The organism is Pseudomonas sp. SMV71 (genome assembly GCF_052042015.1).
Taxonomy (GTDB): domain Bacteria; phylum Pseudomonadota; class Gammaproteobacteria; order Pseudomonadales; family Pseudomonadaceae; genus Aquipseudomonas.
On sequence record NZ_JBKGGU010000015.1, the window covers coordinates 1 to 22,767 of the forward strand.

The 22,767-nt window shown below is 61.2% G+C and carries 23 protein-coding genes; 11 read left to right on the forward strand and 12 right to left on the reverse strand.

Annotated features, from left to right (window positions below):
* Positions 1-80: 80 nt before the first annotated feature.
* Together typA and thiI are read right to left on the reverse strand one after the other, a co-directional pair.
* Positions 81-1,901, reverse strand: coding sequence for a translational GTPase TypA (gene typA / locus ACLEJQ_RS16600; protein WP_440796630.1), 1,821 nt, complete (start codon positions 1,899-1,901; stop codon positions 81-83).
* A gap of 139 nt (positions 1,902-2,040) precedes the next feature.
* Positions 2,041-3,495: a tRNA uracil 4-sulfurtransferase ThiI gene (gene thiI / locus ACLEJQ_RS16605; RefSeq protein WP_440796631.1), complete on the reverse strand. Its 1,455-nt coding sequence runs from the start codon at positions 3,493-3,495 to the stop codon at positions 2,041-2,043.
* Positions 3,496-3,822: 327 nt separating this feature from the next.
* On the opposite strand from thiI, the gene glnA reads away from it, so the two are divergent.
* From glnA to ntrC, 6 genes are all read left to right on the forward strand, one after another.
* The gene (gene glnA, locus ACLEJQ_RS16610) at positions 3,823-5,229 is read left to right on the forward strand and encodes a glutamate--ammonia ligase (protein ID WP_024778072.1); all 1,407 of its coding nucleotides are present in this window, start codon (positions 3,823-3,825) and stop codon (positions 5,227-5,229) included.
* A 115-nt stretch (positions 5,230-5,344) separates the two neighbouring features.
* Complete coding sequence (locus ACLEJQ_RS16615) at positions 5,345-5,899, forward strand: chorismate mutase (RefSeq protein WP_440796632.1); 555 nt, start codon at positions 5,345-5,347, stop codon at positions 5,897-5,899.
* Between the two features lie 322 nt (positions 5,900-6,221).
* Positions 6,222-6,737, forward strand: a complete 516-nt coding sequence (locus ACLEJQ_RS16620; RefSeq protein WP_440796633.1) for a DUF4124 domain-containing protein — start codon at positions 6,222-6,224, stop codon at positions 6,735-6,737.
* Entirely contained in the window at positions 6,734-7,357 is a 624-nt protein-coding gene (locus ACLEJQ_RS16625) for a DUF4124 domain-containing protein (protein WP_440796634.1), read from the forward strand. Before ACLEJQ_RS16620 ends, ACLEJQ_RS16625 begins: the two co-directional genes overlap by 4 nt.
* A gap of 231 nt (positions 7,358-7,588) precedes the next feature.
* Positions 7,589-8,674 (forward strand): nitrogen regulation protein NR(II), encoded by a 1,086-nt coding sequence (glnL, locus tag ACLEJQ_RS16630; RefSeq protein ID WP_440796635.1) that lies wholly within the window; start codon positions 7,589-7,591, stop codon positions 8,672-8,674.
* A complete protein-coding gene (ntrC, locus tag ACLEJQ_RS16635; RefSeq protein WP_440796636.1) occupies positions 8,671-10,107 on the forward strand; it encodes a nitrogen regulation protein NR(I) in 1,437 nt (478 codons plus the stop codon). The genes glnL and ntrC overlap by 4 nt, the downstream gene beginning before the upstream one ends.
* A gap of 697 nt (positions 10,108-10,804) precedes the next feature.
* On the opposite strand, the gene ACLEJQ_RS16640 is transcribed toward ntrC, so the two are convergent.
* Positions 10,805-11,245, reverse strand: coding sequence for a hypothetical protein (locus ACLEJQ_RS16640; protein ID WP_440796637.1), 441 nt, complete (start codon positions 11,243-11,245; stop codon positions 10,805-10,807).
* Here ACLEJQ_RS16640 and trmL point away from each other — a divergent pair.
* The gene (gene trmL / locus ACLEJQ_RS16645; RefSeq protein WP_440796638.1) at positions 11,244-11,699 is read left to right on the forward strand and encodes a tRNA (uridine(34)/cytosine(34)/5-carboxymethylaminomethyluridine(34)-2'-O)-methyltransferase TrmL; all 456 of its coding nucleotides are present in this window, start codon (positions 11,244-11,246) and stop codon (positions 11,697-11,699) included. The genes ACLEJQ_RS16640 and trmL overlap by 2 nt on opposite strands.
* Before the next feature lie 145 nt (positions 11,700-11,844).
* Here the strand turns inward: trmL and secB are convergent, their stop codons facing one another.
* The 3 genes from secB to ACLEJQ_RS16660 are packed head-to-tail and all read right to left on the reverse strand — an operon-like array spanning position 11,845 to position 13,037.
* Complete coding sequence (gene secB / locus ACLEJQ_RS16650) at positions 11,845-12,327, reverse strand: protein-export chaperone SecB (RefSeq protein WP_440796639.1); 483 nt, start codon at positions 12,325-12,327, stop codon at positions 11,845-11,847.
* A gap of 40 nt (positions 12,328-12,367) precedes the next feature.
* Positions 12,368-12,622: a glutaredoxin 3 gene (grxC, locus tag ACLEJQ_RS16655; RefSeq protein WP_440796640.1), complete on the reverse strand. Its 255-nt coding sequence runs from the start codon at positions 12,620-12,622 to the stop codon at positions 12,368-12,370.
* A gap of 1 nt (position 12,623) precedes the next feature.
* On the reverse strand, positions 12,624-13,037 hold the full coding sequence (locus ACLEJQ_RS16660) for a rhodanese-like domain-containing protein (RefSeq protein ID WP_440796641.1): 414 nt from the start codon (positions 13,035-13,037) through the stop codon (positions 12,624-12,626).
* Between the two features lie 150 nt (positions 13,038-13,187).
* On the opposite strand from ACLEJQ_RS16660, the gene gpmI reads away from it, so the two are divergent.
* The 4 genes from gpmI (at position 13,188) to ACLEJQ_RS16680 (ending at position 18,459) form a co-directional block, all read left to right on the forward strand.
* Positions 13,188-14,717, forward strand: coding sequence for a 2,3-bisphosphoglycerate-independent phosphoglycerate mutase (gpmI, locus tag ACLEJQ_RS16665; RefSeq protein WP_440796642.1), 1,530 nt, complete (start codon positions 13,188-13,190; stop codon positions 14,715-14,717).
* A 316-nt stretch (positions 14,718-15,033) separates the two neighbouring features.
* Positions 15,034-16,326, forward strand: a complete 1,293-nt coding sequence (locus ACLEJQ_RS16670) for a murein hydrolase activator EnvC family protein (protein ID WP_440796643.1) — start codon at positions 15,034-15,036, stop codon at positions 16,324-16,326.
* A 32-nt stretch (positions 16,327-16,358) separates the two neighbouring features.
* Positions 16,359-17,675: a S41 family peptidase gene (locus tag ACLEJQ_RS16675; RefSeq protein WP_440796644.1), complete on the forward strand. Its 1,317-nt coding sequence runs from the start codon at positions 16,359-16,361 to the stop codon at positions 17,673-17,675.
* 1 nt (position 17,676) lies between these two features.
* Positions 17,677-18,459, forward strand: coding sequence for a divergent polysaccharide deacetylase family protein (locus tag ACLEJQ_RS16680; RefSeq protein WP_440796645.1), 783 nt, complete (start codon positions 17,677-17,679; stop codon positions 18,457-18,459).
* 160 nt (positions 18,460-18,619) lie between these two features.
* Here ACLEJQ_RS16680 and ACLEJQ_RS16685 read toward each other — a convergent pair whose 3' ends face one another.
* The 6 genes from ACLEJQ_RS16685 to hisB all read right to left on the reverse strand — a co-directional run bounded on the left by ACLEJQ_RS16685 (position 18,620) and on the right by hisB (position 22,690).
* Positions 18,620-19,366, reverse strand: a complete 747-nt coding sequence (locus tag ACLEJQ_RS16685) for a substrate-binding periplasmic protein (RefSeq protein WP_440796646.1) — start codon at positions 19,364-19,366, stop codon at positions 18,620-18,622.
* A 224-nt stretch (positions 19,367-19,590) separates the two neighbouring features.
* On the reverse strand, positions 19,591-20,361 hold the full coding sequence (hisF, locus tag ACLEJQ_RS16690; RefSeq protein ID WP_186658496.1) for an imidazole glycerol phosphate synthase subunit HisF: 771 nt from the start codon (positions 20,359-20,361) through the stop codon (positions 19,591-19,593).
* Positions 20,362-20,370: 9 nt separating this feature from the next.
* A complete protein-coding gene (gene hisA / locus ACLEJQ_RS16695; RefSeq protein ID WP_440796647.1) occupies positions 20,371-21,108 on the reverse strand; it encodes a 1-(5-phosphoribosyl)-5-[(5-phosphoribosylamino)methylideneamino]imidazole-4-carboxamide isomerase in 738 nt (245 codons plus the stop codon).
* A 93-nt stretch (positions 21,109-21,201) separates the two neighbouring features.
* Positions 21,202-21,459 (reverse strand): DUF2164 domain-containing protein, encoded by a 258-nt coding sequence (locus ACLEJQ_RS16700; RefSeq protein ID WP_440796648.1) that lies wholly within the window; start codon positions 21,457-21,459, stop codon positions 21,202-21,204.
* On the reverse strand, positions 21,459-22,097 hold the full coding sequence (hisH, locus tag ACLEJQ_RS16705; RefSeq protein WP_440796649.1) for an imidazole glycerol phosphate synthase subunit HisH: 639 nt from the start codon (positions 22,095-22,097) through the stop codon (positions 21,459-21,461). The genes ACLEJQ_RS16700 and hisH overlap by 1 nt, the downstream gene beginning before the upstream one ends.
* Positions 22,097-22,690: an imidazoleglycerol-phosphate dehydratase HisB gene (gene hisB, locus ACLEJQ_RS16710; protein WP_024778052.1), complete on the reverse strand. Its 594-nt coding sequence runs from the start codon at positions 22,688-22,690 to the stop codon at positions 22,097-22,099. The genes hisH and hisB overlap by 1 nt, the downstream gene beginning before the upstream one ends.
* Between the last annotated feature and the right edge of the window lie 77 nt (positions 22,691-22,767).

Below are 22,767 nucleotides of genomic sequence, written 5' to 3' on the forward strand. Positions count from 1 at the left end.
TCGCCACATCATTTCCAGGCATAAAAAAACGCCCCCGATCTCACGACCGGGGGCGTTTTTCATTCAGCCAAAACTAACGATCAGTTCTTGGCTTTCTTGGCAGCGCGGGTACGCTCGCCTTCGTCCAGGATCTTCTTGCGCAGGCGAATCGACTTCGGCGTCACTTCGCACAGCTCGTCATCCTGGATGAATTCCAGGGCCTGTTCCAGGGTGAAGCGAACCGGCGGAACCAGGGCGATGGTTTCGTCCTTGCCCGAAGCACGCATGTTGTCGAGCTTCTTGCCCTTGGTAGGGTTCACACCCAGGTCGTTGTCACGGCTGTTCAGACCGACGATCTGGCCGTTGTAGATTTCCTGGCCGTGCTCGACGAACAGCTTGCCACGCGCCTGGAGGGTTTCCAGGGAGTAGGTCAGCGCCTTGCCGGTTTCCACCGATACCAGGACGCCGTTCTGACGGCCGGACATGTGGCCGGACTTCATGGTGTCGTAGCGATCGAAGATCGAGGTCAGAATGCCGGCGCCGTTGGTCAGGGTCAGGAACTGGTTACGGAAACCGATCAGGCCACGAGCCGGGATGTTGTATTCCAGACGTACACGGCCCTTGCCATCCGGCACCATGTTGGTCAGGTCGCCCTTACGCAGGCCCATCTCTTCCATCACCTTGCCCTGGGATTCTTCAGGGATGTCGATGGTGACGTTTTCGAACGGTTCCTGCTTGGTGCCGTTCACTTCACGGATGATCACCTCAGGACGGCCCACGGCCATTTCGAAGCCTTCGCGACGCATGGTTTCGATCAGTACCGAAAGGTGCAGCTCACCACGGCCCGAGACCTTGAACTTGTCAGCCGAGTCGCCTTCTTCAACGCGCAGGGCAACGTTGTACAGCAGCTCTTTGTCCAGACGTTCCTTGATGTTACGGGAAGTCACGAACTTGCCTTCTTTACCGCAGAACGGCGAGTCGTTGACCTGGAAGGTCATGGAAACGGTCGGCTCGTCGACGGTCAGCGGCTTCATCGCTTCAACAGCGGTCGGGTCGCACAGGGTGTCGGAGATGAACAGCTCTTCCATGCCGCTGATGCAAACGATATCGCCTGCTGCAGCTTCTTCAACGTCAACGCGGTGCAGACCGTGGTGACCCATCAGCTTGAGGATACGGCCGTTGCGCTTCTTGCCGTCGGCGTCGATAGCGACCACCGGGGTGTTCGGCTTGACGCGACCACGGGCGATACGGCCAACACCGATCACACCCAGGAAGCTGTTGTAGTCCAGGGCAGAGATCTGCATCTGGAACGGACCGTCACGGTCAACGGCCGGCGCGGGTACGTTGTCGACGATCGACTGGTACAGCGGGGTCATGTCTTCAGCCATGTCGGTGTGGTCCAGACCGGCAATGCCGTTCAGGGCCGAGGCGTAGACGACTTTGAAGTCCAGCTGTTCTTCGGTGGCACCGAGGTTGTCGAACAGGTCGAAGATCTGGTCCAGGACCCAGTCCGGACGCGCGCCTGGACGGTCGACCTTGTTGATCACGACGATCGGCTTGAGACCGGCTTCGAAAGCCTTCTTGGTCACGAAACGGGTTTGCGGCATAGGGCCGTCCTGGGCGTCGACCAGCAGCAGCACGGAGTCGACCATCGACATCACGCGCTCTACTTCACCACCGAAGTCGGCGTGGCCCGGGGTGTCCACGATGTTGATGTGGTAGCCGTTCCAGTTGATGGCGGTGTTTTTGGCCAGGATGGTAATACCACGCTCTTTTTCCTGGTCGTTGGAGTCCATCACGCGCTCGTCGTTGAGCTCGTTGCGCTCCAGAGTGCCGGATTGACGCAAGAGTTTGTCTACCAGGGTGGTCTTACCATGGTCAACGTGGGCGATGATGGCGATGTTGCGTAGATTTTCGATCACTTGTGTATCTCGATCAGAGGATTCGGTGTGCTGACAGGTCGTGGCAGCGATTTACGTTGAGTCCGACAAAAGCCGTTACAGCTTGCCGGCGGCGTCGGGGGGCCGGTGACGCAGGCCACAGGCAAACAGCCCCGGGCACTTAGCTCGGTCGATAAACGCGCACATTGGCATGCCCCTCACTGAGCAAATGGTGGACATGCAGGCGACTCATCACGCCTTTGTCGCAATACAGCAGGTACTGGCGAGTAGGGTCCAGTTCCTTGAAACGCGCGTTCACGGCATAGAACGGCATCGTTTGTACCTCGATGCCGGCGATCTCCAGCGGTTCCTCTTCAGCGTCGTCCGGGTGACGGATGTCGATGACGATCTGACCGGCCAGTGCTTCGCCGACTTCTTCAACCTGAATGTCCTGGCCCAACTCGTCGATGACCCGATCGATCGGCACCAGCCTGGCGTTTTCGAGCGCACGCTCGAGCACCGCCATGTCGAATTCTTTCTCTTCGTGCTCCACGCGCCCGCGCTTGGCCGCCGTCTTCGGGTTCACCGAGATGACCCCGCAGTACTCCGGCATGTGCCGGGCGAAATCGGCCGTGCCGATCTCGATGGCCGTGTCGATGATGTCCTGCTTGTGGCTGGCGATCAGCGGGCGCAGCACCAGTTTCTCGGTGACGCAGTCGATCACCGACAGGTTCGGCAGCGTCTGGCTCGACACCTGGGAAATCGCTTCGCCGGTGACCAGCGCATCGATGTGCAGGCGCTCGGCGATGCTCGACGCGGCACGCAACATCATACGCTTCAAAATGACGCCCATATGACTGTTGTCGACTTTGCCGAGAATCTCGCCGAGGACTTCTTCGAACGGCACACTCACAAATAACACGCGTTGGGAGCTGCCGTACTTCTTCCAGATGAAGTGCGCCACTTCCATCACGCCCAGCTCATGGGCCCGCCCGCCGAGGTTAAAGAAGCAGAAATGAGCCATCAGCCCGCGACGCATGATCTGGTAGGCAGCGACCGTGGAGTCGAAACCGCCGGACATCAGCACCAGCGTCTGCTCCAGCGAACCCAGCGGATAGCCGCCGATACCGTTGTGCTGGCTATGGATGACGAAGAGCCGCTGGTCACGGATCTCGATGCGCACTTCTATTTGCGGGTCTTTCAAGGAAATACCGGCCGCACCACATTGCCGGCGCAATTGGCTGCCGACATATTTCTCGACGTCCATCGAGCTGAACGGGTGCTTGCCGGCGCGCTTGCAGCGCACCGAAAAAATCTTGCCGGCCAGGGCATCACCATAATGCAGCATGCATTTGGCGAGGATGTCGTCGAAATCCCCCAGCGGATATTCATCGACCTGCAGGAAATGCGCGATGCCGGGCATGCAGCCCAGGCGCTCGGTCATTTCCTTGAGGATCCGGGGTTCGCTGACACGTGTTTCCAACTCAAGGTTGTCCCACACGCCATTCACCACCACGACCGGGTCCAGATCTCGGAGCACGGCACGGATGTTCTTGGCCAACTGGCGGATGAAACGCATCCGTACCGGGCGGCTCTTGATGGTGATCTCGGGGAAGACTTTTACGATAAGTTTCATGAAAACAGCGCGCGAACGGCCAGCCGAAAAAGGGGGGCGCGGATTATAGCGGAAATTGCTCAAGGTTTAACCAGTTAATGTGCAGATGATTATGCATGCACCAAAACAGGTCATTTACGCTAGGCGGCGCCACATTGCAGTGCGTTATTGTCTGACAATCGGCTTTTATGGCGCTCAAAAGCGAGGATTTGGTGCAAAAAACCCATGCTGGGGCACTGGCATGCAATTTGCTCCCTTGTGAGGCAGGTTGCCTTGGCAGAGTATTCGCGCCGGCATCACCCATATCTTAGGGCACACCATTACCGCCCGAAGCCACCCGGAGGACATATGTCGAAGTCGGTTCAACTCATCAAAGATCATGACGTCAAGTGGATTGATCTGCGCTTCACTGACACCAAAGGCACTCAACATCACGTGACCATGCCGGCCCGCGATGCACTGGACGACGATTTCTTTGAAATCGGCAAGATGTTCGACGGTTCCTCCATCTCCGGCTGGAAGGGCATCGAAGCCTCCGACATGATCCTGATGCCGGACGACGAAACCGCCGTCCTGGACCCGTTCACCGAAGAGCCGACCCTGATTCTGGTCTGCGACATCATCGAACCTTCGACCATGCAAGGCTATGACCGCGACCCTCGCGCCATCGCCCACCGCGCCGAGGAATACCTGAAGTCCACCGGCATCGGCGACACTGCATTCTTCGGCCCTGAGCCTGAGTTCTTCATCTTCGACTCGGTCAAATTCAAGTCCGACATCTCCGGCTCCATGTTCAAGATCTTCTCCGAACAAGGCTCCTGGATGTCCGACCAGGACGTGGAAGGCGGCAACAAAGGCCACCGTCCAGGCGTGAAAGGCGGCTACTTCCCGGTTCCACCGTTCGACTTCGACCATGAAATCCGTACCTCCATGTGCAACGCACTGGAAGAAATGGGCCAGACCGTCGAAGTTCACCACCACGAAGTGGCAACTGCCGGCCAGAACGAAATCGGCGTGAAATTCAACACGCTGGTCAAGAAGGCTGACGAAGTGCAGACCCTGAAGTATGTCGTGCACAACGTTGCCGACGCTTACGGTCGCACCGCGACATTCATGCCCAAGCCACTGTATGGCGACAACGGTTCGGGCATGCACGTCCACGTGTCGATCTCCAAGGACGGCAAGAACACCTTCGCTGGCGAAGGCTATGCCGGGCTGTCGGACACCGCCCTGTACTTCATCGGCGGCATCATCAAGCACGGTAAGGCGCTGAACGGCTTCACCAACCCGTCGACCAACTCCTACAAGCGTCTGGTCCCAGGCTTCGAAGCGCCGGTAATGCTGGCCTACTCGGCTCGCAACCGTTCCGCCTCGATCCGTATTCCTTACGTGAACAGCCCTAAAGCCCGCCGTATCGAAGCGCGCTTCCCGGATCCGGCTGCCAACCCGTACCTGGCCTTCGCTGCACTGATGATGGCCGGCCTGGACGGTATCCAGAACAAGATCCACCCTGGCGATGCCGCCGACAAGAACCTGTATGACCTGCCGCCTGAAGAGGCCAAGGAAATCCCACAGGTTTGCGGCAGCCTGAAAGAAGCCCTGGAAGAGCTGGACAAGGGCCGTGCGTTCCTGACCAAGGGCGGCGTATTCAGCGATGACTTCATCGACGCTTACATCGCACTGAAAAGCGAAGAAGAAATCAAGGTCCGTACCTTCGTACACCCACTGGAATATGAGCTGTACTACAGCTGCTGATCCGGTAGCGTCGCCCCACGCGGCGTGTATCAAGAGAGGCCTCCTTCGGGAGGCCTTTTTTGTGGGCGCGATATACGTGCATCATGCCTCACCCACCGATAACGAGAGACCGTCCATGACTTTGCGCTTCAAGCTCTGCCTTGCCCTCTCAACCGCGCTGATGGCCACTGCCGCCGAAGCCAGCCCGGCCCCCGAGGCCCTTACCCCGCTGCTTAACGCCATTGGCGAACGTATCGCCCTTGCCAACCAGGTGGCGCTGAGCAAATGGGACAGTCAAAAGCCGGTGGAAGACCGCCAGCGCGAGCGTGAAGTGATTGCCGCCGCGGTGGCTCAGGCACCGGCCTACAAGCTGACGGGCGAAACCGTGGAAGCTTTTTTCGCCGCCCAGATAGAAGCCAACAAAATGGTGCAATACATCGAGCTGTCCGACTGGGCCCTGGAAGGCAAAGCGCCGGACCTGCCACGCCCGGACCTGGTGGGCGAGATCCGCCCGCAACTTGATCGATTGCAGAAACGCCTGTTGCAACAACTCGCCGACTTCGCCCCCTACCGCACCGACCCGCAGTGCCCGCAATGGCTGGCCCGCGCCACTCACAAAAACAAGCAGCATCCGATCCACCGACTGGCCCTGATCCGCGCGACCGGGGGGTTGTGCGTGGTCAAAAACTAGGCAAACACACATTCTCTTGCGGGAGCGAGCCTGCTCGCGATAGCGGTGTGTCAGCCAGCAAGGATGTTGGAGGTGATGGCCTCATCGCGAGCAAGCTCGCTCCCACGGTGGTTTTGTGTCGGACCCAGCTTTTGTGAGCACCACAGCCCATGTGGGAGCGAGCCTGCTCGCGATGGCGTCGGGTCAGCCAGTACTGATGTTGACTGACGAACCGCTATCGCGAGCAGGCTCGCTCCCACAAGGTACTTCAGCGTTCGGATTGGGCCAACCGCCCTCCCTGGCCTATGCTGCAACCCAACACTTTCAATTCTCGGTCGATTTTATGGGGCGTGTTTTTCCAGGAATGCTATTGCTGCTTTCACTACCTGTGGCGGCGCAGATCTACAAATACACCGACGCCAACGGCAACACTGCCTACAGCAACCAGCCGCCCCAGGGCGTGCCGGCCCAGACGGTGGAGCTGCCGCCGCTCAATAGCATCGAGCACCAGCCCCCCGCCGACCAGGGCACACCCGCCCCGTCACCCAACCCCGACGAAACGCCTGACGCCTATCAAACCCTGGCGCTGACGGACATCCCCACCGAAGAGGCCCTGCGCGCCAACAACGGAACCTTCACCGTCGGCGTGCGGGCCCAACCGCGCCTGCGAAGCCCGCATCTGTTCCGCCTGTTGCTGGATGGCCAGCCCTACGGCCAGCCGACGAATGTGCCGCGCCTGCAATTGGTGAACATTGACCGTGGCGAGCACAGCCTGGCGGTGCAGGTGATCGATGGCGACACGCTGGTGCAGCAGAGCGAAACCGTCACCTTCACCGTACAGCGGGTGCACCGGCCGTGAACCGTTGGCTGCTCGCCCTGGGCCTGTCGCTGGCCGCGTTACCGGCACTGGCGCAGGTCTATACCTATATCGACGCCCAAGGCAATCGCGTCTTCACCGACCAGCCGCGCCCCGGCAATGCAAAGAAAATCCAGCTGTCGCCGGGCAACCGCATGCCGCCCCCGCCCATAGGCGACATCGCGGCGCCTGCGCCTGAAGAAGCGCCGAAACCCCAATTTCATTACGAAATGCTCAGGCTCCTGATTCCCGAGCCGGACGCCACGATCCGCAGCACCGCCGGCGAGCTGATCGTCACCGCGACCAGCGAACCGGGCCTGAAAAGAGGTCACCGCTACCGCCTGCTGCTTGATGGCCAACCCATCGGCGAAGCGGGGCCAAGCCCGGTGTTCGCCCTGAGCAACATCGATCGCGGCACCCATCACCTGTCCGTGGAAATCCTCGACGAGCAAGGCCGCACCGTCGAGCGCACCGCCAACCAACCGTTCCACATGCAACGCATGTCCCTGGCGCAAAAGCGCCGTATCAAGCCCTGCGCCACGACCGATTACGGCCAGCGTCCCGAATGCCCTCTTGCCGAGAAACCGGAAGAAGAAGACGTGAGCATCCTGCCCTTTTTCTGATTTGCCCCATTGTCGCGCACTATAGTGGTGCAATCATTTGCACCCTACCCAGATTCCATCCCATTTTGGTTCGAAAGTACCCGGAGAAGCTGGCAGAAAGCCACGAAAACGGGCCCTTATAGTCTCGTTCGAGGCTCTAAACGCTTGTTTTTCGAGCCTTGGTTTGGTTTTTGCATTTTCCTGATACCAGCGCGTCATACGCGTGCCTGCTACGCTCCAAAAGAGGTCCTGATGACCATTAGCGACGCACTACACCGCTTGCTGCTCGACAATCTCACCACCGCGACCATCCTGCTCGACGCCCAGCTGCGCCTCGAGTACATGAACCCGGCGGCCGAGATGCTGCTGGCCGTCAGCGGCCAGCGCAGCCACGGGCAGTTCATCAGCGAGCTATTCACCGAATCCGCCGAGGCGCTCAATTCCCTGCGCCAGGCAGTGGAGCAAGCGCATCCGTTCACCAAGCGCGAAGCGATGCTCACCGCCCTGACCGGCCAGACCCTGACCGTGGACTACGCAGTGACGCCGATCCTGAACAACGGCACCACCCTGCTGCTGTTGGAAGTCCATCCTCGTGATCGCCTGCTGCGCATCACCAAGGAAGAGGCGCAACTGTCCAAGCAGGAAACCAGCAAGATGCTGGTGCGTGGCCTGGCCCATGAGATCAAGAACCCCCTCGGTGGAATTCGCGGTGCGGCGCAGTTGCTCGCCCGCGAACTGCCGGAAGAAAGCCTCAAGGACTACACCAACGTCATCATCGAAGAAGCCGACCGCCTGCGAAACCTGGTGGACCGCATGCTCGGCTCGAACAAACTGCCGTCCCTGGCGCTGTGCAATGTCCATGAGGTACTGGAACGGGTGAGCAGCCTGGTAGAAGCGGAAAGCCAGGGCTGCATCACCCTGGTGCGCGACTATGACCCAAGCATCCCCGACGTATTGATCGACCGCGAACAGATGATCCAGGCGGTGCTCAATATCGTGCGTAATGCGATGCAGGCCATCAGCACCCAGAACGAACTGCGCCTGGGCCGCATCAGCCTGCGCACACGGGCCATGCGCCAGTTCACCATCGGCCATGTGCGTCATCGCCTGGTGACCAAGATCGAAATCACCGACAACGGCCCCGGCATTCCGACCGAACTTCAGGAAACCATCTTTTTTCCCATGGTCAGCGGCCGCCCGGACGGTACCGGGCTGGGCCTGGCCATTACCCAGAACATCATCAGTCAGCACCAGGGCTTGATCGAGTGTGAAAGCCACCCCGGCCACACCACCTTCTCGATCTTCCTGCCACTGGAACAAGGAGCCACATCGACATGAGCCGTAGTGAAACCGTGTGGATCGTCGATGACGACCGTTCTATCCGTTGGGTCCTGGAAAAAGCCTTGCAACAGGAAGGCATGACCACCCAGAGCTTCGACAGCGCCGACGGGGTGATGAGCCGCCTGGCCCGTCAGCAACCGGACGTCATCATCTCCGATATCCGCATGCCGGGCGCCAGTGGCCTGGACCTGCTGGCGCGGATTCGCGAACAGCACCCACGGCTGCCGGTGATCATCATGACCGCCCACTCGGACCTGGACAGCGCCGTCGCGTCGTACCAGGGCGGGGCTTTCGAATACCTGCCCAAGCCGTTCGATGTCGATGAAGCGGTGTCGCTGGTCAAGCGCGCCAATCAGCACGCCCAGGAGCAACAGGGCATGGAGGAGGTGCCGGCCCTGGCCCGCACCCCGGAAATCATCGGCGAAGCGCCGGCCATGCAGGAAGTGTTTCGCGCCATCGGGCGCCTGAGCCACTCCAACATCACTGTGCTGATCAACGGCGAGTCGGGCACCGGTAAAGAACTGGTGGCCCATGCCCTGCACCGCCACAGCCCACGGGCAGCCTCACCGTTCATTGCGCTGAACATGGCGGCGATTCCCAAGGATTTGATGGAGTCCGAGCTGTTCGGCCACGAAAAGGGCGCGTTCACCGGGGCCGCCAATCTGCGCCGCGGACGCTTCGAGCAGGCGGACGGCGGCACCTTGTTCCTCGATGAAATCGGCGACATGCCGGCCGACACCCAGACTCGCCTGCTGCGGGTGCTGGCGGACGGCGAGTTCTACCGAGTGGGCGGGCATACGCCAGTCAAGGTCGATGTGCGCATCATCGCCGCGACCCACCAGAACCTGGAAACGCTGGTCCACGCCGGGAAATTCCGTGAGGACCTGTTCCATCGCCTGAACGTGATCCGCATCCACATCCCGCGCCTTGCAGATCGCCGGGAAGACATCCCAACCCTGGCCCGGCACTTCCTGAGCCGCGCGGCACAGGAACTGGCGGTGGAACCCAAGCTGCTCAAGGGCGAAACCGAGGAATACCTCAAGAATCTGCCATGGCCCGGCAACGTCCGGCAGTTGGAGAATACCTGCCGCTGGATCACGGTCATGGCTTCGGGCCGTGAAGTACACATCAGCGACCTGCCGCCGGAATTACTGAGCCTGCCGCAGGATTCGGCACCGGTGACCAACTGGGAACAAGCCCTGCGCCAATGGGCCGACCAGGCCCTGGCTCGCGGCCAGTCGAACCTGCTGGACAGCGCCGTCCCGAGTTTCGAGCGGATCATGATCGAAACCGCCCTCAAACACACCGCCGGTCGCCGCCGCGATGCCGCCGTGCTGCTGGGCTGGGGCCGCAACACCTTGACCCGCAAGATCAAGGAACTGGGGATGAAGGTTGATGGCGGGGATGATGATGAAGGGGATGAGGGCTAACGGAGCCTGAGTTCTCGTCTACCTTGAAGGCCAATCACGAGCAGGCTCGCTCCCACAGGGGGGGCCGTGGTTGATCTCGAGTTTCGACTCAGCACAAATCCAACGTGGCGAGGGAGCTTGCTCCCGCTGGCCTGCGAAGCAGGCCCCTGCATTTCTCCCGGCAAATCGCATGACCCGATCTTGCGATTGCTGCGCAGCCGAGCGGGAGCAAGCTCCCTCGCCACGGGCTTTGGGTTGCCTGGAGTGACGCCATCGTCTGATCGCCGCCCGGAGCAGGCTCGCTCCCACAATCAAAAACTCCTTCGCGATATCCCTGTGCACCGTTTCAATGCACCACGAACCGCAACCGCGCGTGCCCTGGCAACCCAAAACAATCGCCCCACCTCAAAAAATCCTATCCACAAAAACGCGAAAGCCCCGCAATCCGGGGCCTTTGGCCTCCATCAGTAAAATTCCGTGACAAACCATTTAAACCTGGCACGCCCCCTGCAACAACCCCATCACTACCCAGTTTCGGGGACCTTGGTACAGGCAGGCCGGGGATTCCCCATTTTATCCGGGCTCATCGAGCCCAGCGTTTTGGGGGCCTTGATACAGGCAGGTCAAGGTTTCCCTTCTTTACACCCAGGGCTGTGCGCAAGCCGCGAGCCCTTCCGTTTCGGGAACCTTGGTACAGGCAGGCCGGGGATTCCCTCTTTTATTGCTCCTGGAGACGGACCTCCAGCCGCCAGCGGTCATCCACCTCGCTGCCGGCCCAGTCCCCCCGCAACGGACGCGCCGCCACCAGCGTCAGCAACAACCCCTTGTCACTCAATCGCACGCGCCAATTGACATCCTTGCCGTCGAGCTTGAACCGGCCCTTCTGCGCCCGCCCCTCGGCATCGAACAACAGCGCAACCGAACCGTCGATGATTTCGCCATGCAACTTGGGTTCGTCGTTGAACCAGGCCACCAGCTTCCCGTCGCTCACCTCGATCTTTTGCAATTCGACCGGTTCAGGCGTGGTCAGGCGCCCGATCATCAGCCCGACCATCATGCCGAATATCGCCAGGGAACCCATCACCCGAAGCATTAGCTTCGAACGTTGATAGGTTTGCGGCGTAGAATGCCGCTCATCTTTATCTTCGGAGCCGTGCATGTTTCACGTCATCCTTTTTCAACCGGAAATTCCGCCGAATACCGGCAATGTCATCAGGCTGTGCGCCAACAGTGGCTGCCACCTGCATCTGATCGAGCCGCTGGGCTTTGAAATGGACGACAAGCGCCTGCGCCGTGCCGGACTCGACTACCATGAGTATGCCACCTTGCAGCGTCACGCCGACTTGGCCAGTTGTCTGGAAAGCCTGGAGCATCCACGCCTGTTCGCCTTCACCACCAAGGGTTCGCGGCCCTTCCATGACGCCCGGTTCGTGGCCGGCGATGCCTTCCTGTTCGGGCCCGAAAGCCGTGGCCTGCCCGCCGATGTACTCGACGCCCTGCCATCGGACCAGCGCCTGCGCCTGCCGATGCGCGAAGGCTGTCGCAGCCTGAACCTGTCCAACACCGTAGCGGTGGCGGTCTATGAGGCCTGGCGGCAGAATGGCTTCGCTTGAGGCTCAGCCTGCCAGAAACACCTGTGGGAGCGAGCTTGCTCGCGATAACGCTGGGTCAGTCAATGTTACTGCTGACTGATACACCGCTATCGCGAGCAAGCTCGCTCCCACAAGTTTTGTACCTCGCGAACAGAAGCGACGTTGCTTACTGAACGGTCGCGCCGCCTTCCTGCTGCAGGCGCTGCAGTTCCTGGGCGTACAGAGCGTCGAAGTTCACCGGCGCCAGCATCAGGGCCGGGAACGAGCCGCGGGTGACCAGGCTGTCCAGGGCTTCGCGGGCATAAGGGAACAGGATGTTCGGGCAGAACGCGCCCAGGGTATGGCTCATCGAAGCGGCATCGAGGTTCTTGATCAGGAAGATACCGGCCTGCTGCACTTCAGCGATGAACGCCACTTCTTCACCGTTTTTCACGGTCACCGACAGGGTCAGCACCACTTCGTGGAAGTCCTCTTCCAGGGCTTTCTGACGGGTGTTCAGGTCCAGGCCTACGCTCGGCTCCCACTGCTGGCGAAAGATCGCCGGGCTTTTCGGGGCTTCGAAGGACAGGTCACGTACATAAATGCGCTGCAAGGAGAATTGCGGTGCGGCTTCTTCTTCGCTGGCAGCTGTGTTCTGTTGGTCAGTCATCGCAGATCCTTCTTACTTTCAGGTTCTATTAATGGGGGATTCAGGCCTTGAGCATCGCGTCGAGCTTGCCGGCGCGCTCCAGGGCGAACAGATCATCGCAACCGCCCACATGGGTGTCGCCGATCCAAATCTGCGGCACGGAGGTGCGTCCGGCCTTGCGGGTCATTTCGGCTCGCAGTTGCGGCTTGCCGTCGACCTTGATTTCTTCGAAAGCCACGCCTTTGTTCTGGAGCAGGAACTTGGCCCGGGAACAATAGGGGCAGTAATCGCTGGAATAGACAACGACGTGGGTCATCTCACTTCACCAGGGGCAGGTTGTCGGCTTTCCAGCTGGCAACGCCACCGGACAGTTTGGCGGCGGTGAAACCGGACTTCATCAGCTCTCGGGCATGGGTGCCGGCGTGCTGGCCTTGGGCGTCCACCAGGATCAGTGTCTTGGCCTTGTGCTTTTCCAGCTCGCCGATGCGCGCCATCAGTTTGTCCTGGGGAATGTTCACCGCACCGACGATGTGACCGGTGGCGTATTCCTTGCTCGGGCGGATATCCACCACCACGCCGGCGTCCTTGTTGACCAGCGCCGTCAGCTCGCCCGTGCTCAGGCTGCGGCCGCCGCCCTGCATCGTATGGGCAATCAGCAACGCCAGCAGTACGACGAAGATACCAACGAGAATGTAGTGGTTAGTGGCAAATTGAATCAGGTGAGCAACCATCGAAGGAGGTTCCAGGGCGTTAAAATGTCGGCCAGTATACACAGCACGCAAGGCCGGCCAAACCCCGCCCGGCGGTGACGCCACCGGAACTTACCTTTAAACTGCCCGTCCCTTTTGCATCGTCTTCTTTCAAGCAGCCACGAGGATTCCATGACTACCACGCCTAAACCTTTGGTCCTGATGATTCTCGACGGCTTCGGCCACAGCGACAGCCACGAATCCAACGCCGTGTACGCAGCTCGAAAGCCGGTGCTGGACCGCCTCTGGGCCAGCGTGCCGAACGGCCTGATCTCCGGCAGCGGCATGGATGTCGGCCTGCCCGACGGGCAGATGGGCAACTCCGAAGTCGGTCACATGAACCTCGGCGCCGGCCGCGTGGTTTACCAGGACTTCACCCGCGTGACCAAAGCGATCCGCGACGGCGAGTTCTTCGAGAACCCGACCATCTGCGCCGCCGTCGACAAAGCCGTGGCCGCCGGCAAGGCCGTGCACTTCATGGGCCTGCTGTCCGACGGTGGCGTCCACAGCCACCAGGACCACCTGATCGCCATGGCCGAACTGGCCTCCAAGCGCGGCGCCGAGAAAATCTACCTGCACGCCTTCCTCGATGGCCGTGACACCCCGCCAAAAAGCGCCGCCTCGTCGATCGAGCTGCTGGACGCCACGTTCCAGGCCCTGGGCAAAGGTCGTATCGCCAGCATCGTCGGTCGCTACTACGCCATGGACCGCGACAACCGTTGGGACCGCGTCGCCCAAGCCTATAACCTGATCGTCGACGGCAACGCCGAATTCAGCGCGGCCACCGCCCAGGAAGGCTTGCAAGCGGCTTATGAGCGCGGTGAAAGCGACGAGTTCGTCAAGGCCACCACCATTGGCGAACCGGTCAAAGTCGAAGACGGCGACGCTGTGGTGTTCATGAACTTCCGTGCCGACCGCGCCCGCGAGCTCACCCGCGTTTTCGTCGAGGACGATTTCAAGGAATTCGACCGCGCCCGCCAGCCACAACTCGCCGGCTTCGTGATGCTGACCCAATACGCCGCCAGCATCCCCGCGCCATCGGCCTTTGCCGCCGGCAGCCTGGAAAACGTGCTGGGCGACTACCTGGCGAAAAACGGCAAGACTCAGTTGCGCATCGCCGAAACCGAGAAGTACGCCCACGTGACATTCTTTTTCTCGGGCGGTCGTGAGGAGCCCTTCCCTGGTGAAGAGCGCATCCTGATTCCTTCGCCGAAAGTCGCCACCTACGACCTGCAACCGGAGATGAGCGCGCCGGAAGTGACCGACCGCATCGTCGACGCCATTGAAAACCAGCGCTACGACGTGATCGTCGTCAACTACGCCAACGGAGACATGGTCGGCCACAGCGGCGTGTTCGAAGCGGCGGTCAAGGCCGTGGAATGCCTGGACACCTGCGTAGGGCGCATCGTCGATGCCCTGGAAAAGGTCGGCGGCGAAGCGCTGATCACCGCCGACCACGGCAACGTCGAGCAGATGTCCGATGAATCCACCGGCCAGGCCCACACCGCCCACACCACCGAGCCGGTGCCGTTCATCTATGTGGGCAAGCGTGACTTCAAGGTCCGCGAAGGCGGCGTGCTGGCGGACGTGGCGCCGACCATGCTGATGCTGCTGGGGATGGAAAAACCGGCGCAGATGACCGGGACTTCGATTCTGGTCTGATCAATACATAGTCTCCGAGCATTGGCTTGTCGTGGCGAGGGAGCTTGCTCCCGCTCGGCTGCGAAGCAGTCGTAAACCGGCGGGTGCGGTGTCTGATCCTCCGCATTTGGCAGGTTTTGGGGCCGTCTCGCGGCCCAGCGGGAGCAAGCTCCCTCGCCACGGGTTTGTCATTGCCTTGAGTGAACAGCAAACCCGCTCCCGCATTGGTTTTGGGGTGTTTTGCCGGCCAGTTATCACACAGCCCCAAATGGGCGTTTTTTTTGCAGCGTCGGGCGGGCATACTAGGCCGTCCCTTACCCTGGTGTCGCCCGCCTCTATGCTTCGCGTCCTGATAGCCCTTGCTCTGACCTGCCTGCTCCAACCGGCCTTCGCTGACGAGCGCGCGCAAACCCAACAGCAGTTGGACGCTACGCGTCAGGACATTGCCGAACTGAAGAAACTGCTGAGCAAGTTGCAGGAAGAGAAATCCAGCGTGCAGAAAGACCTGCGCGGCACCGAGACCGAGATGGGCAAGCTGGAGAAACAGGTCGAGGCCCTGCAGAAAGAACTGAAGAAAAGCGAATCCGAGCTGCAGCGACTCGATGGCGAGAAAAAAAAACTCCAGAGCGCGCGCACTGAACAGCAGCACCTGATCGCCATCCAGGCCCGCGCGGCCTACCAGAGCGGCCGCCAGGAATATCTCAAGCTGCTGCTCAACCAGCAGAACCCCGAGAAATTCGCCCGCACCCTCACCTACTACGATTACCTGAGCCAGGCCCGCCTGGAGCAACTCAAGAATTTCAACGAAACCCTGCGCCAGCTGGCGAATGTCGAAAAAGACATCGAATTGCAGCAAGCCCAACTGCTCGTGCAGAAAAGCAGCCTCGACACCCAGCGCGACGAACTGGAAAAGGTGCGCAAGGAACGTCAGGTGGCCCTGGCCAAGCTCAACGACGACGTGAAGGCCCGCGACAGCAAGCTCAAGGCCCGCGAGCAGGACCAGGCCGAGCTGGCCAATGTCTTGAAAACCATCGAAGAAACCCTGGCCCGCCAGGCTCGCGAGGCAGAAGAAGCGCGCCAGAAAGCGCTGATCGCCCAGCAGGAAGCCGAAAAAAAGCGTTTGCGTGAAGCCCAGGCCGAAGCCGACGCTGACGACGCGCCGCGCAAACCGGCCAGATCCACGCCCGGCGCGCTGGTTTCCAGTGATGGCGAAACCTTTGGCGGTGCATTTGCTTCGGCCCGGGGAAAACTTCCATGGCCGGTCAATGGTCGATTACTGGCACGCTTCGGTGAAACCCGTGGCGACGACACCCGCACCAAGTGGGACGGCGTGATGATCAGCGCCTCCGCCGGCAGCCAGGTCCATGCCGTACACGGCGGGCGTGTGGTATTCGCCGACTGGCTGCGGGGTGCCGGTTTGCTGGTCATCCTCGATCATGGCAACGGTTACTTGAGCCTGTACGGCCACAACCAGACGCTGCTCAAGTCAGCGGGCGACGTGGTCAAGGCCGGTGAGTCCATTTCCACGGTCGGCAACAGTGGCGGGCAGGACACGCCAGCGCTGTATTTCGCTATTCGTCAGCAGGGTCGCCCCAGCGACCCGGCCCAATGGTGTCGTGCGCAAGGATAAGCGCGCCCATCCACTTCAGGAGTTCGTTCGACATGCTGCATTTGTCCCGCCTCACCTCGCTGGCCCTGACGATCGCCCTGGTGATCGGTGCGCCCCTGACTTTCGCCGCCGAAGCGGCACCGTCGGCGCCCGCCGCATCGGCCGCCACCACCAAGGCACCGCTGCCGCTGGACGAGCTGCGCACCTTCGCCGAGGTCATGGACCGGATCAAGGCCGCCTACGTCGAACCGGTGGATGACAAGATGCTGCTGGAGAACGCCATCAAGGGCATGCTCAGCAACCTCGATCCGCACTCGGCCTACCTGGGGCCGGAAGACTTCGCCGAGTTGCAGGAAAGCACCAGCGGTGAATTCGGTGGCCTGGGCATCGAGGTCGGCAGCGAAGACGGCTTCGTCAAAGTGGTATCGCCGATCGACGACACACCTGCCTCCAAGGCCGGCATCCAGGCCGGTGATTTCATCGTCAAGATCAACGGCCAGCCGACGCGCGGCCAGAGCATGACCGAAGCCGTGGACAAGATGCGCGGCAAGATCGGCCAGAAAATCACCCTGACCCTGGTGCGCGACGGCGGCACGCCGTTCGACGTGACCCTGACCCGGGCGGTCATCCAGGTCAAGAGCGTGAAGAGTCAGTTGCTGGAATCGGGCTACGGCTACATCCGCATCACCCAGTTCCAGGTCAAGACCGGCGAAGAAGTCGCCAAGGCCCTGGCCAAGCTGCGCAAGGACAACGGCAAGAAACTCAACGGTCTGGTCCTGGACCTGCGCAACAACCCCGGCGGCGTGCTGCAATCGGCCGTGGAGGTGGTGGACCACTTCATCACCAAAGGCCTGATCGTCTACACCAAGGGCCGCATCGCCAACTCCGAGTTGCGCTTCTCGGCCACCGGCAACGACCTGAGCGAAGCCGTGCCACTGGTAGTGCTGATCAACGGCGGCAGCGCCTCGGCCTCGGAAATCGTCGCCGGCGCCTTGCAGGATCAGAAACGCGGCGTGGTCATGGGCACTACCAGCTTCGGCAAAGGCTCGGTGCAGACCGTATTGCCGCTGAACAATGACCGCGCGCTGAAGATCACCACTGCGCTGTACTTCACGCCTAACGGCCGCTCCATCCAGGCCCAGGGCATCGTCCCGGACATCGAGGTGCGCAAGGCCAAGATCACCAACGAGCAGGACAGCGAATACTTCAAGGAAGCCGACCTGCAAGGGCACCTGGGCAATGGCAACGGCGGCGCGGACAAGCCGAGCGGTTCCGGTGCCAAGGCCAAGCCGATGCCGCAGGATGACGACTACCAGTTGGCCCAGGCCCTGAGCCTGCTTAAAGGACTGAACATCACTTCCGGCCGCTGAGATGGGACTGCGGTTCCTCCTTGGCCTGTTGTGCTGTATCGCCGGCGCTGCCTTTGCGGCGCCCGCCCCTTCCTCCGTGTCACCGCACAAGGCTTACCTGAGCCTGATCATCGACGACCTGGGACAGAACCTGCCCCGGGATCGCCGGGTGCTGACGTTGCCCGGCCCGGTCACCGCGGCGATCATGCCCGATACACCCCACGCCGCCGAGTTTGCGCACGAAGCTCATCGCGCCGGCAAGATCGTCATGCTGCACATGCCGATGGACCCGGCCACCGGGCCTTTCGCCTGGCATCCGGAGCTGCCCCTCGAAGAACTGGGCAAGCGCCTCGACGCCGCGTTTGCCGCCGTGCCCTATACCAGCGGGATCAACAACCATATGGGCAGCCGCATGACCGCCCAGCCCCAGGCCATGGCGTGGCTGATGACGAACTTGCAACAACGGCACAAGTTCTTCGTCGACAGCCGCACCAGCGCCCAGACAGTCGCCGCCGCCGAGGCGCAGAAAATCGGCCTGGCGAGTGTGTCGCGGGATGTGTTTCTCGATGATGAACGCACGGAAGCCGCCATCGCCCACCAGCTCCAGACCGCCATCGACCTGGCTCGCCGTCAGGGCTCGGCGGTGATGATTGGCCATCCTTACCCACAGACCCTGGCGGTACTGGAACGCGAGCTGCCCCGGCTCAAGGCCCAGGGCATCGAATGGATCGACATCAAGTCGATGATCAGCCTGCGCAGCAACCGGGCGATGGTTGGGCATGGAAAAGATGGGGTTTATCGTTAGGGGCTTGGATCAAGACCGCGTTGCCTTCATCGCGAGCAGGCTCGCTCCCACAATGGTTCTGTGTCGAGCATAAGATTTGTGTTCACAGCAGATCCCCTGTGGGAGCGAGCCTGCTCCGGGCGGCGATCCGACGATAGGGCCAGACCGGCCGGCGGATCTCTCAGAGATACCGCGCCATGATCGCGTCCACCTCGCCTTCCTTGCGCAGCTCATCCAGAGCTTTCTGAAGCCGGGCAACCACGTCATCGGGCACGTCCTTGTTCAAGGCCAGGTACAGCTCGGCGCTGTTGAACCGCAACACAGTCTTGAGATCACTCACCCCTTCCTGGCGTGCCAGGTAGCGCCCGGCCGGGTCGCCGGTGGCCCACAGGTCGATCTGACCGTTGACCAGTTTCCTGGCGTTGTCCTGATCGCGCAACACGACAATGGGGTTCAACCCCTGCTTGCCGAGGGTCTCGGCAATCGCATCGCCCTTGTAGGCACCGATCCTGTAGCGGCGCGCCTGTTCCAGCGAGTCGAGGGCGATCGTGCTGTCAGCCTTGGCGAGCATGACCCAGTCGTCCGGTCCGATGGGGCCGACCCATTTGAAGAGTTTTTCCCGCTCCGGCAACCGGGCCATGACAAACACCCCGTAGCCGGGTTTTTCCAGGGCGAGCTTGTAGATCCGCTCCCAAGGGAAACGCAGCGTCAGGCTGTAGGTGATGTCGGCGCGCTTGAACATCTCGCGGACGATGTCCACGGCGATGCCATGGATGTTCTCGTCCTGGGCGAAGTTCTTGCCGTTCTTCGCCATGTTGTAAGGCGGGAAGTTTTCCGTCAGCAGCACCAATGACGTATCGGCGGCGCGGGTGGGGCCTGCGAGCAGCAACGTGGCGCCGGCCAGGGCAAGAACAAAGCGTTTGAGCATGTATAGTGGCCTGTGTGGCTAATTCGTGCACTCAAGTTCGGCGCCAGTGCTCGCCAAGCTGCGTTGCCATTCATCGCCGTAGCTGAGCTACGACTCGTCATGGCGCCTTGCCTGGCAAGTCCTGGCACTCGAACTTGAGCACCCGAATTAACCGTACAGGCCACTAGCTACCGCAATCCATGGTGGACCCAAGAGTGCCTTGGGCCCGCCATGGTGTCCAGCGGTCAGCGAATGCAGATACCGCGTTGCGCCATGTAGGCCTTGGCCTCGGGCACGGTGTATTCGCCAAAGTGGAAGATGCTCGCCGCCAGCACCGCGCTGGCATGGCCTTCGAGAATACCGTCAGCCAGGTGCTGCAGGTTGCCGACGCCACCGGAGGCGATCACCGGAATACCCAACGCATCGCTGATGGCGCGGGTCACGCCCAGGTCGAAGCCGTTTTTCATGCCGTCCTGGTCCATGCTGGTCAACAGGATTTCCCCGGCGCCCAGGCCTTCCATCTTCTTCGCCCACTCCACGGCATCGAGACCCGTGGGTTTGCGACCACCATGGGTGAAGATCTCCCAGCGTGGAGTTTCGCCCGGGCCGGACACTTTCTTCGCATCGATGGCGACCACGATGCATTGCGAGCCGAACCGCTGGGCCGCCTCACCGACGAACTCCGGGTTGAACACCGCGGCGGTGTTGATCGACACCTTGTCCGCGCCGGCGTTGAGCAGGTTGCGGATGTCCTGGACAGTGCGCACGCCACCGCCCACGGTCAGCGGGATGAACACCTGGCTGGCCATGCGCTCGACGGTGTGCAGCGTGGTGTCGCGGCCGTCGACGCTGGCCGTGATGTCGAGGAAAGTAATCTCGTCCGCACCCTGCTCGTCGTAGCGACGGGCGATTTCCACCGGGTCGCCGGCGTCACGGATGTTCTCGAACTTGACGCCCTTGACCACCCGGCCGTTGTCCACGTCCAGGCAAGGGATGATGCGTTTGGCCAGCGCCATGGTCAGTCCTCAGCCTTTGTAGGAATCGCAGAAGGCCTGGGCCTCGGCGACATCCAGGGTGCCTTCGTAGATCGCGCGACCGGTGATCGCGCCGATGATACCCGGCGCCTTGGCGTCGAGCAGTGCCTTGATGTCGCCCAGGTTGTGGATGCCACCGGAGGCGATGACCCGGATCTTCGTGGCAGCGGCCAGGGCGGCGGTGAACGGCACGTTGCAGCCCTGCATCATGCCGTCCTTGGCGATGTCGGTGTAGACGATGGCGGACACGCCGTCGGCCTCGAAGCGCTTGGCCAGGTCGATCACCTGCACGCTGCTGACTTCAGCCCAGCCGTCGGTGGCGACGAAACCGTCCTTAGCGTCCAGGCCAACGATGACCTTGCCCGGGAAGGCGCGGCAGGCCTCGGCGACGAACTCAGGCTCTTTCACGGCCTTGGTGCCGATGATCACGTAGCTCACACCGGCCTTGACGTAGTGCTCGATGGTTTCCAGCGAGCGAATGCCGCCGCCGATCTGGATCGGCAGGTTCGGATAGCGCTTGGCAATGGCGGTGACCACTTCACCGTTCACCGGCTGGCCTTCGAAAGCGCCGTTCAGGTCCACCAGATGCAGGCGACGGCAACCGCCCTCCACCCACTTGGCGGCCATGCTCACCGGATCGTCGGAGAACACCGTGGAGTCTTCCATCCGGCCCTGGCGCAGACGGACGCAAGCGCCGTCCTTGAGATCGATAGCGGGGATAATCAGCATGCTTTTTCCTTCGTCAAAAGAGCCACAAGCTGCGAGCCACAAGCTGCAAGCATGCGTTTATGTTTCTCTCTTGCAGCTTGAAGCTTGAAGCTTTCAACTGCTTTTTTCGAGCGCCCACAGGTCGCTTTCGATGCTTTCGAACCTTTCCTTAAGGTGCGCCTGCACGTCGAAAATCGCCCTGTTGTAGTAGTGCGGAGCTATTTCGCGGGTAAACAGGTCAAGAATTTCCGCCGCTTCGAACGAACCCAGGTCCAGTTCGAAACGCTCCTCCATGAACCGCTGGATCTTGCGGTTCGCCTCACTTTCCTGCTCTGGCGTGAGGGTGACGATCGGCGGCTTCTTGCGGGCCATTACCAGCGACCGTCCCACGCCGCGAAGTTCTGCAGCAATTGCAGCCCGTGGGTGTGGCTCTTCTCGGGGTGGAACTGCACCGCGAAACGCGAGCCATCGGCCAGGGCGGCGGCGAAATCGACGCCATAGTGACCGCTGCCTACCACCTGTCGCGGGTTGCCGGCGGCGATGTAGTAGCTGTGCACGAAGTAGAAACGCGCCAGGTCCGGGATGTTGTGCCACAGCGGATGGTCTACTGCCTGCTTCACTTCGTTCCAGCCCATGTGCGGGACTTTCAGGTGCTCGCTGTCTTCGCGCAGATCCTTGCCGAAGAACTTCACCTGGCCTGGAAACATGCCAATGCAGTCGACACCGGTGTTCTCCTCGCTGCGCTCCAGCAAGGCTTGCATGCCTACGCAGATGCCGAGGAACGGGCGGTCCTGGCTGACTTCCTGCACCAGCGAGTCGAAGCCCAGGCGACGGATCTCGGCCATGCAATCGCGAATCGCACCGACGCCGGGGAATACCACCCGGTCAGCTTCGCGAATCACCTCGGCATCGCTGGTGATCAATACCTTGCCGGCGCCCACATGCTCGAGGGCCTTGGCCACCGAGTGCAGGTTGCCCATGCCGTAGTCGATAACTGCAACCGTCTGCATTACAGGACGCCTTTGGTGGAAGGCATCTGCCCGGCCATGCGGTCATCCAGCTCCACGGCCATGCGCAGTGCGCGGCCGAAAGCCTTGAACACGGTTTCTATCTGGTGGTGGGTGTTGTGCCCGCGCAGGTTATCGATGTGCAGGGTGACATTGGCGTGGTTGACGAAGCCCTGGAAGAATTCCTGGAACAGGTCCACGTCAAAGCCGCCCACGGTGGCGCGGGTGTACGGCACGTGCATTTGCAGGCCGGGACGACCGGAGAAGTCGATGACCACGCGCGACAGCGCTTCATCGAGCGGCACATAGGCATGACCGTAGCGACGGATGCCCTTCTTGTCGCCGATGGCCTGGGTGAAAGCCTGCCCCAGGGTAATCCCGACATCTTCCACGGTGTGGTGATCGTCGATATGCAGGTCGCCCTTGCTGACGATGTCCAGGTCGATCAGCCCGTGACGGGCGATCTGGTCCAGCATGTGCTCGAGAAAAGGCACGCCGATATCAAACCGGGCCTTTCCGGTGCCATCCAGGTTGATCGAGGCTTTGATCTGGGTTTCCAGAGTGTCGCGCTCGACAGACGCCTTACGTTCGGCCATCACCAGCTCCGCAAAATCATTGGGCGAAAAAGGCAGCCATTATAGGGGCGCGAGCGGCAAACAGAAACACGAACGGT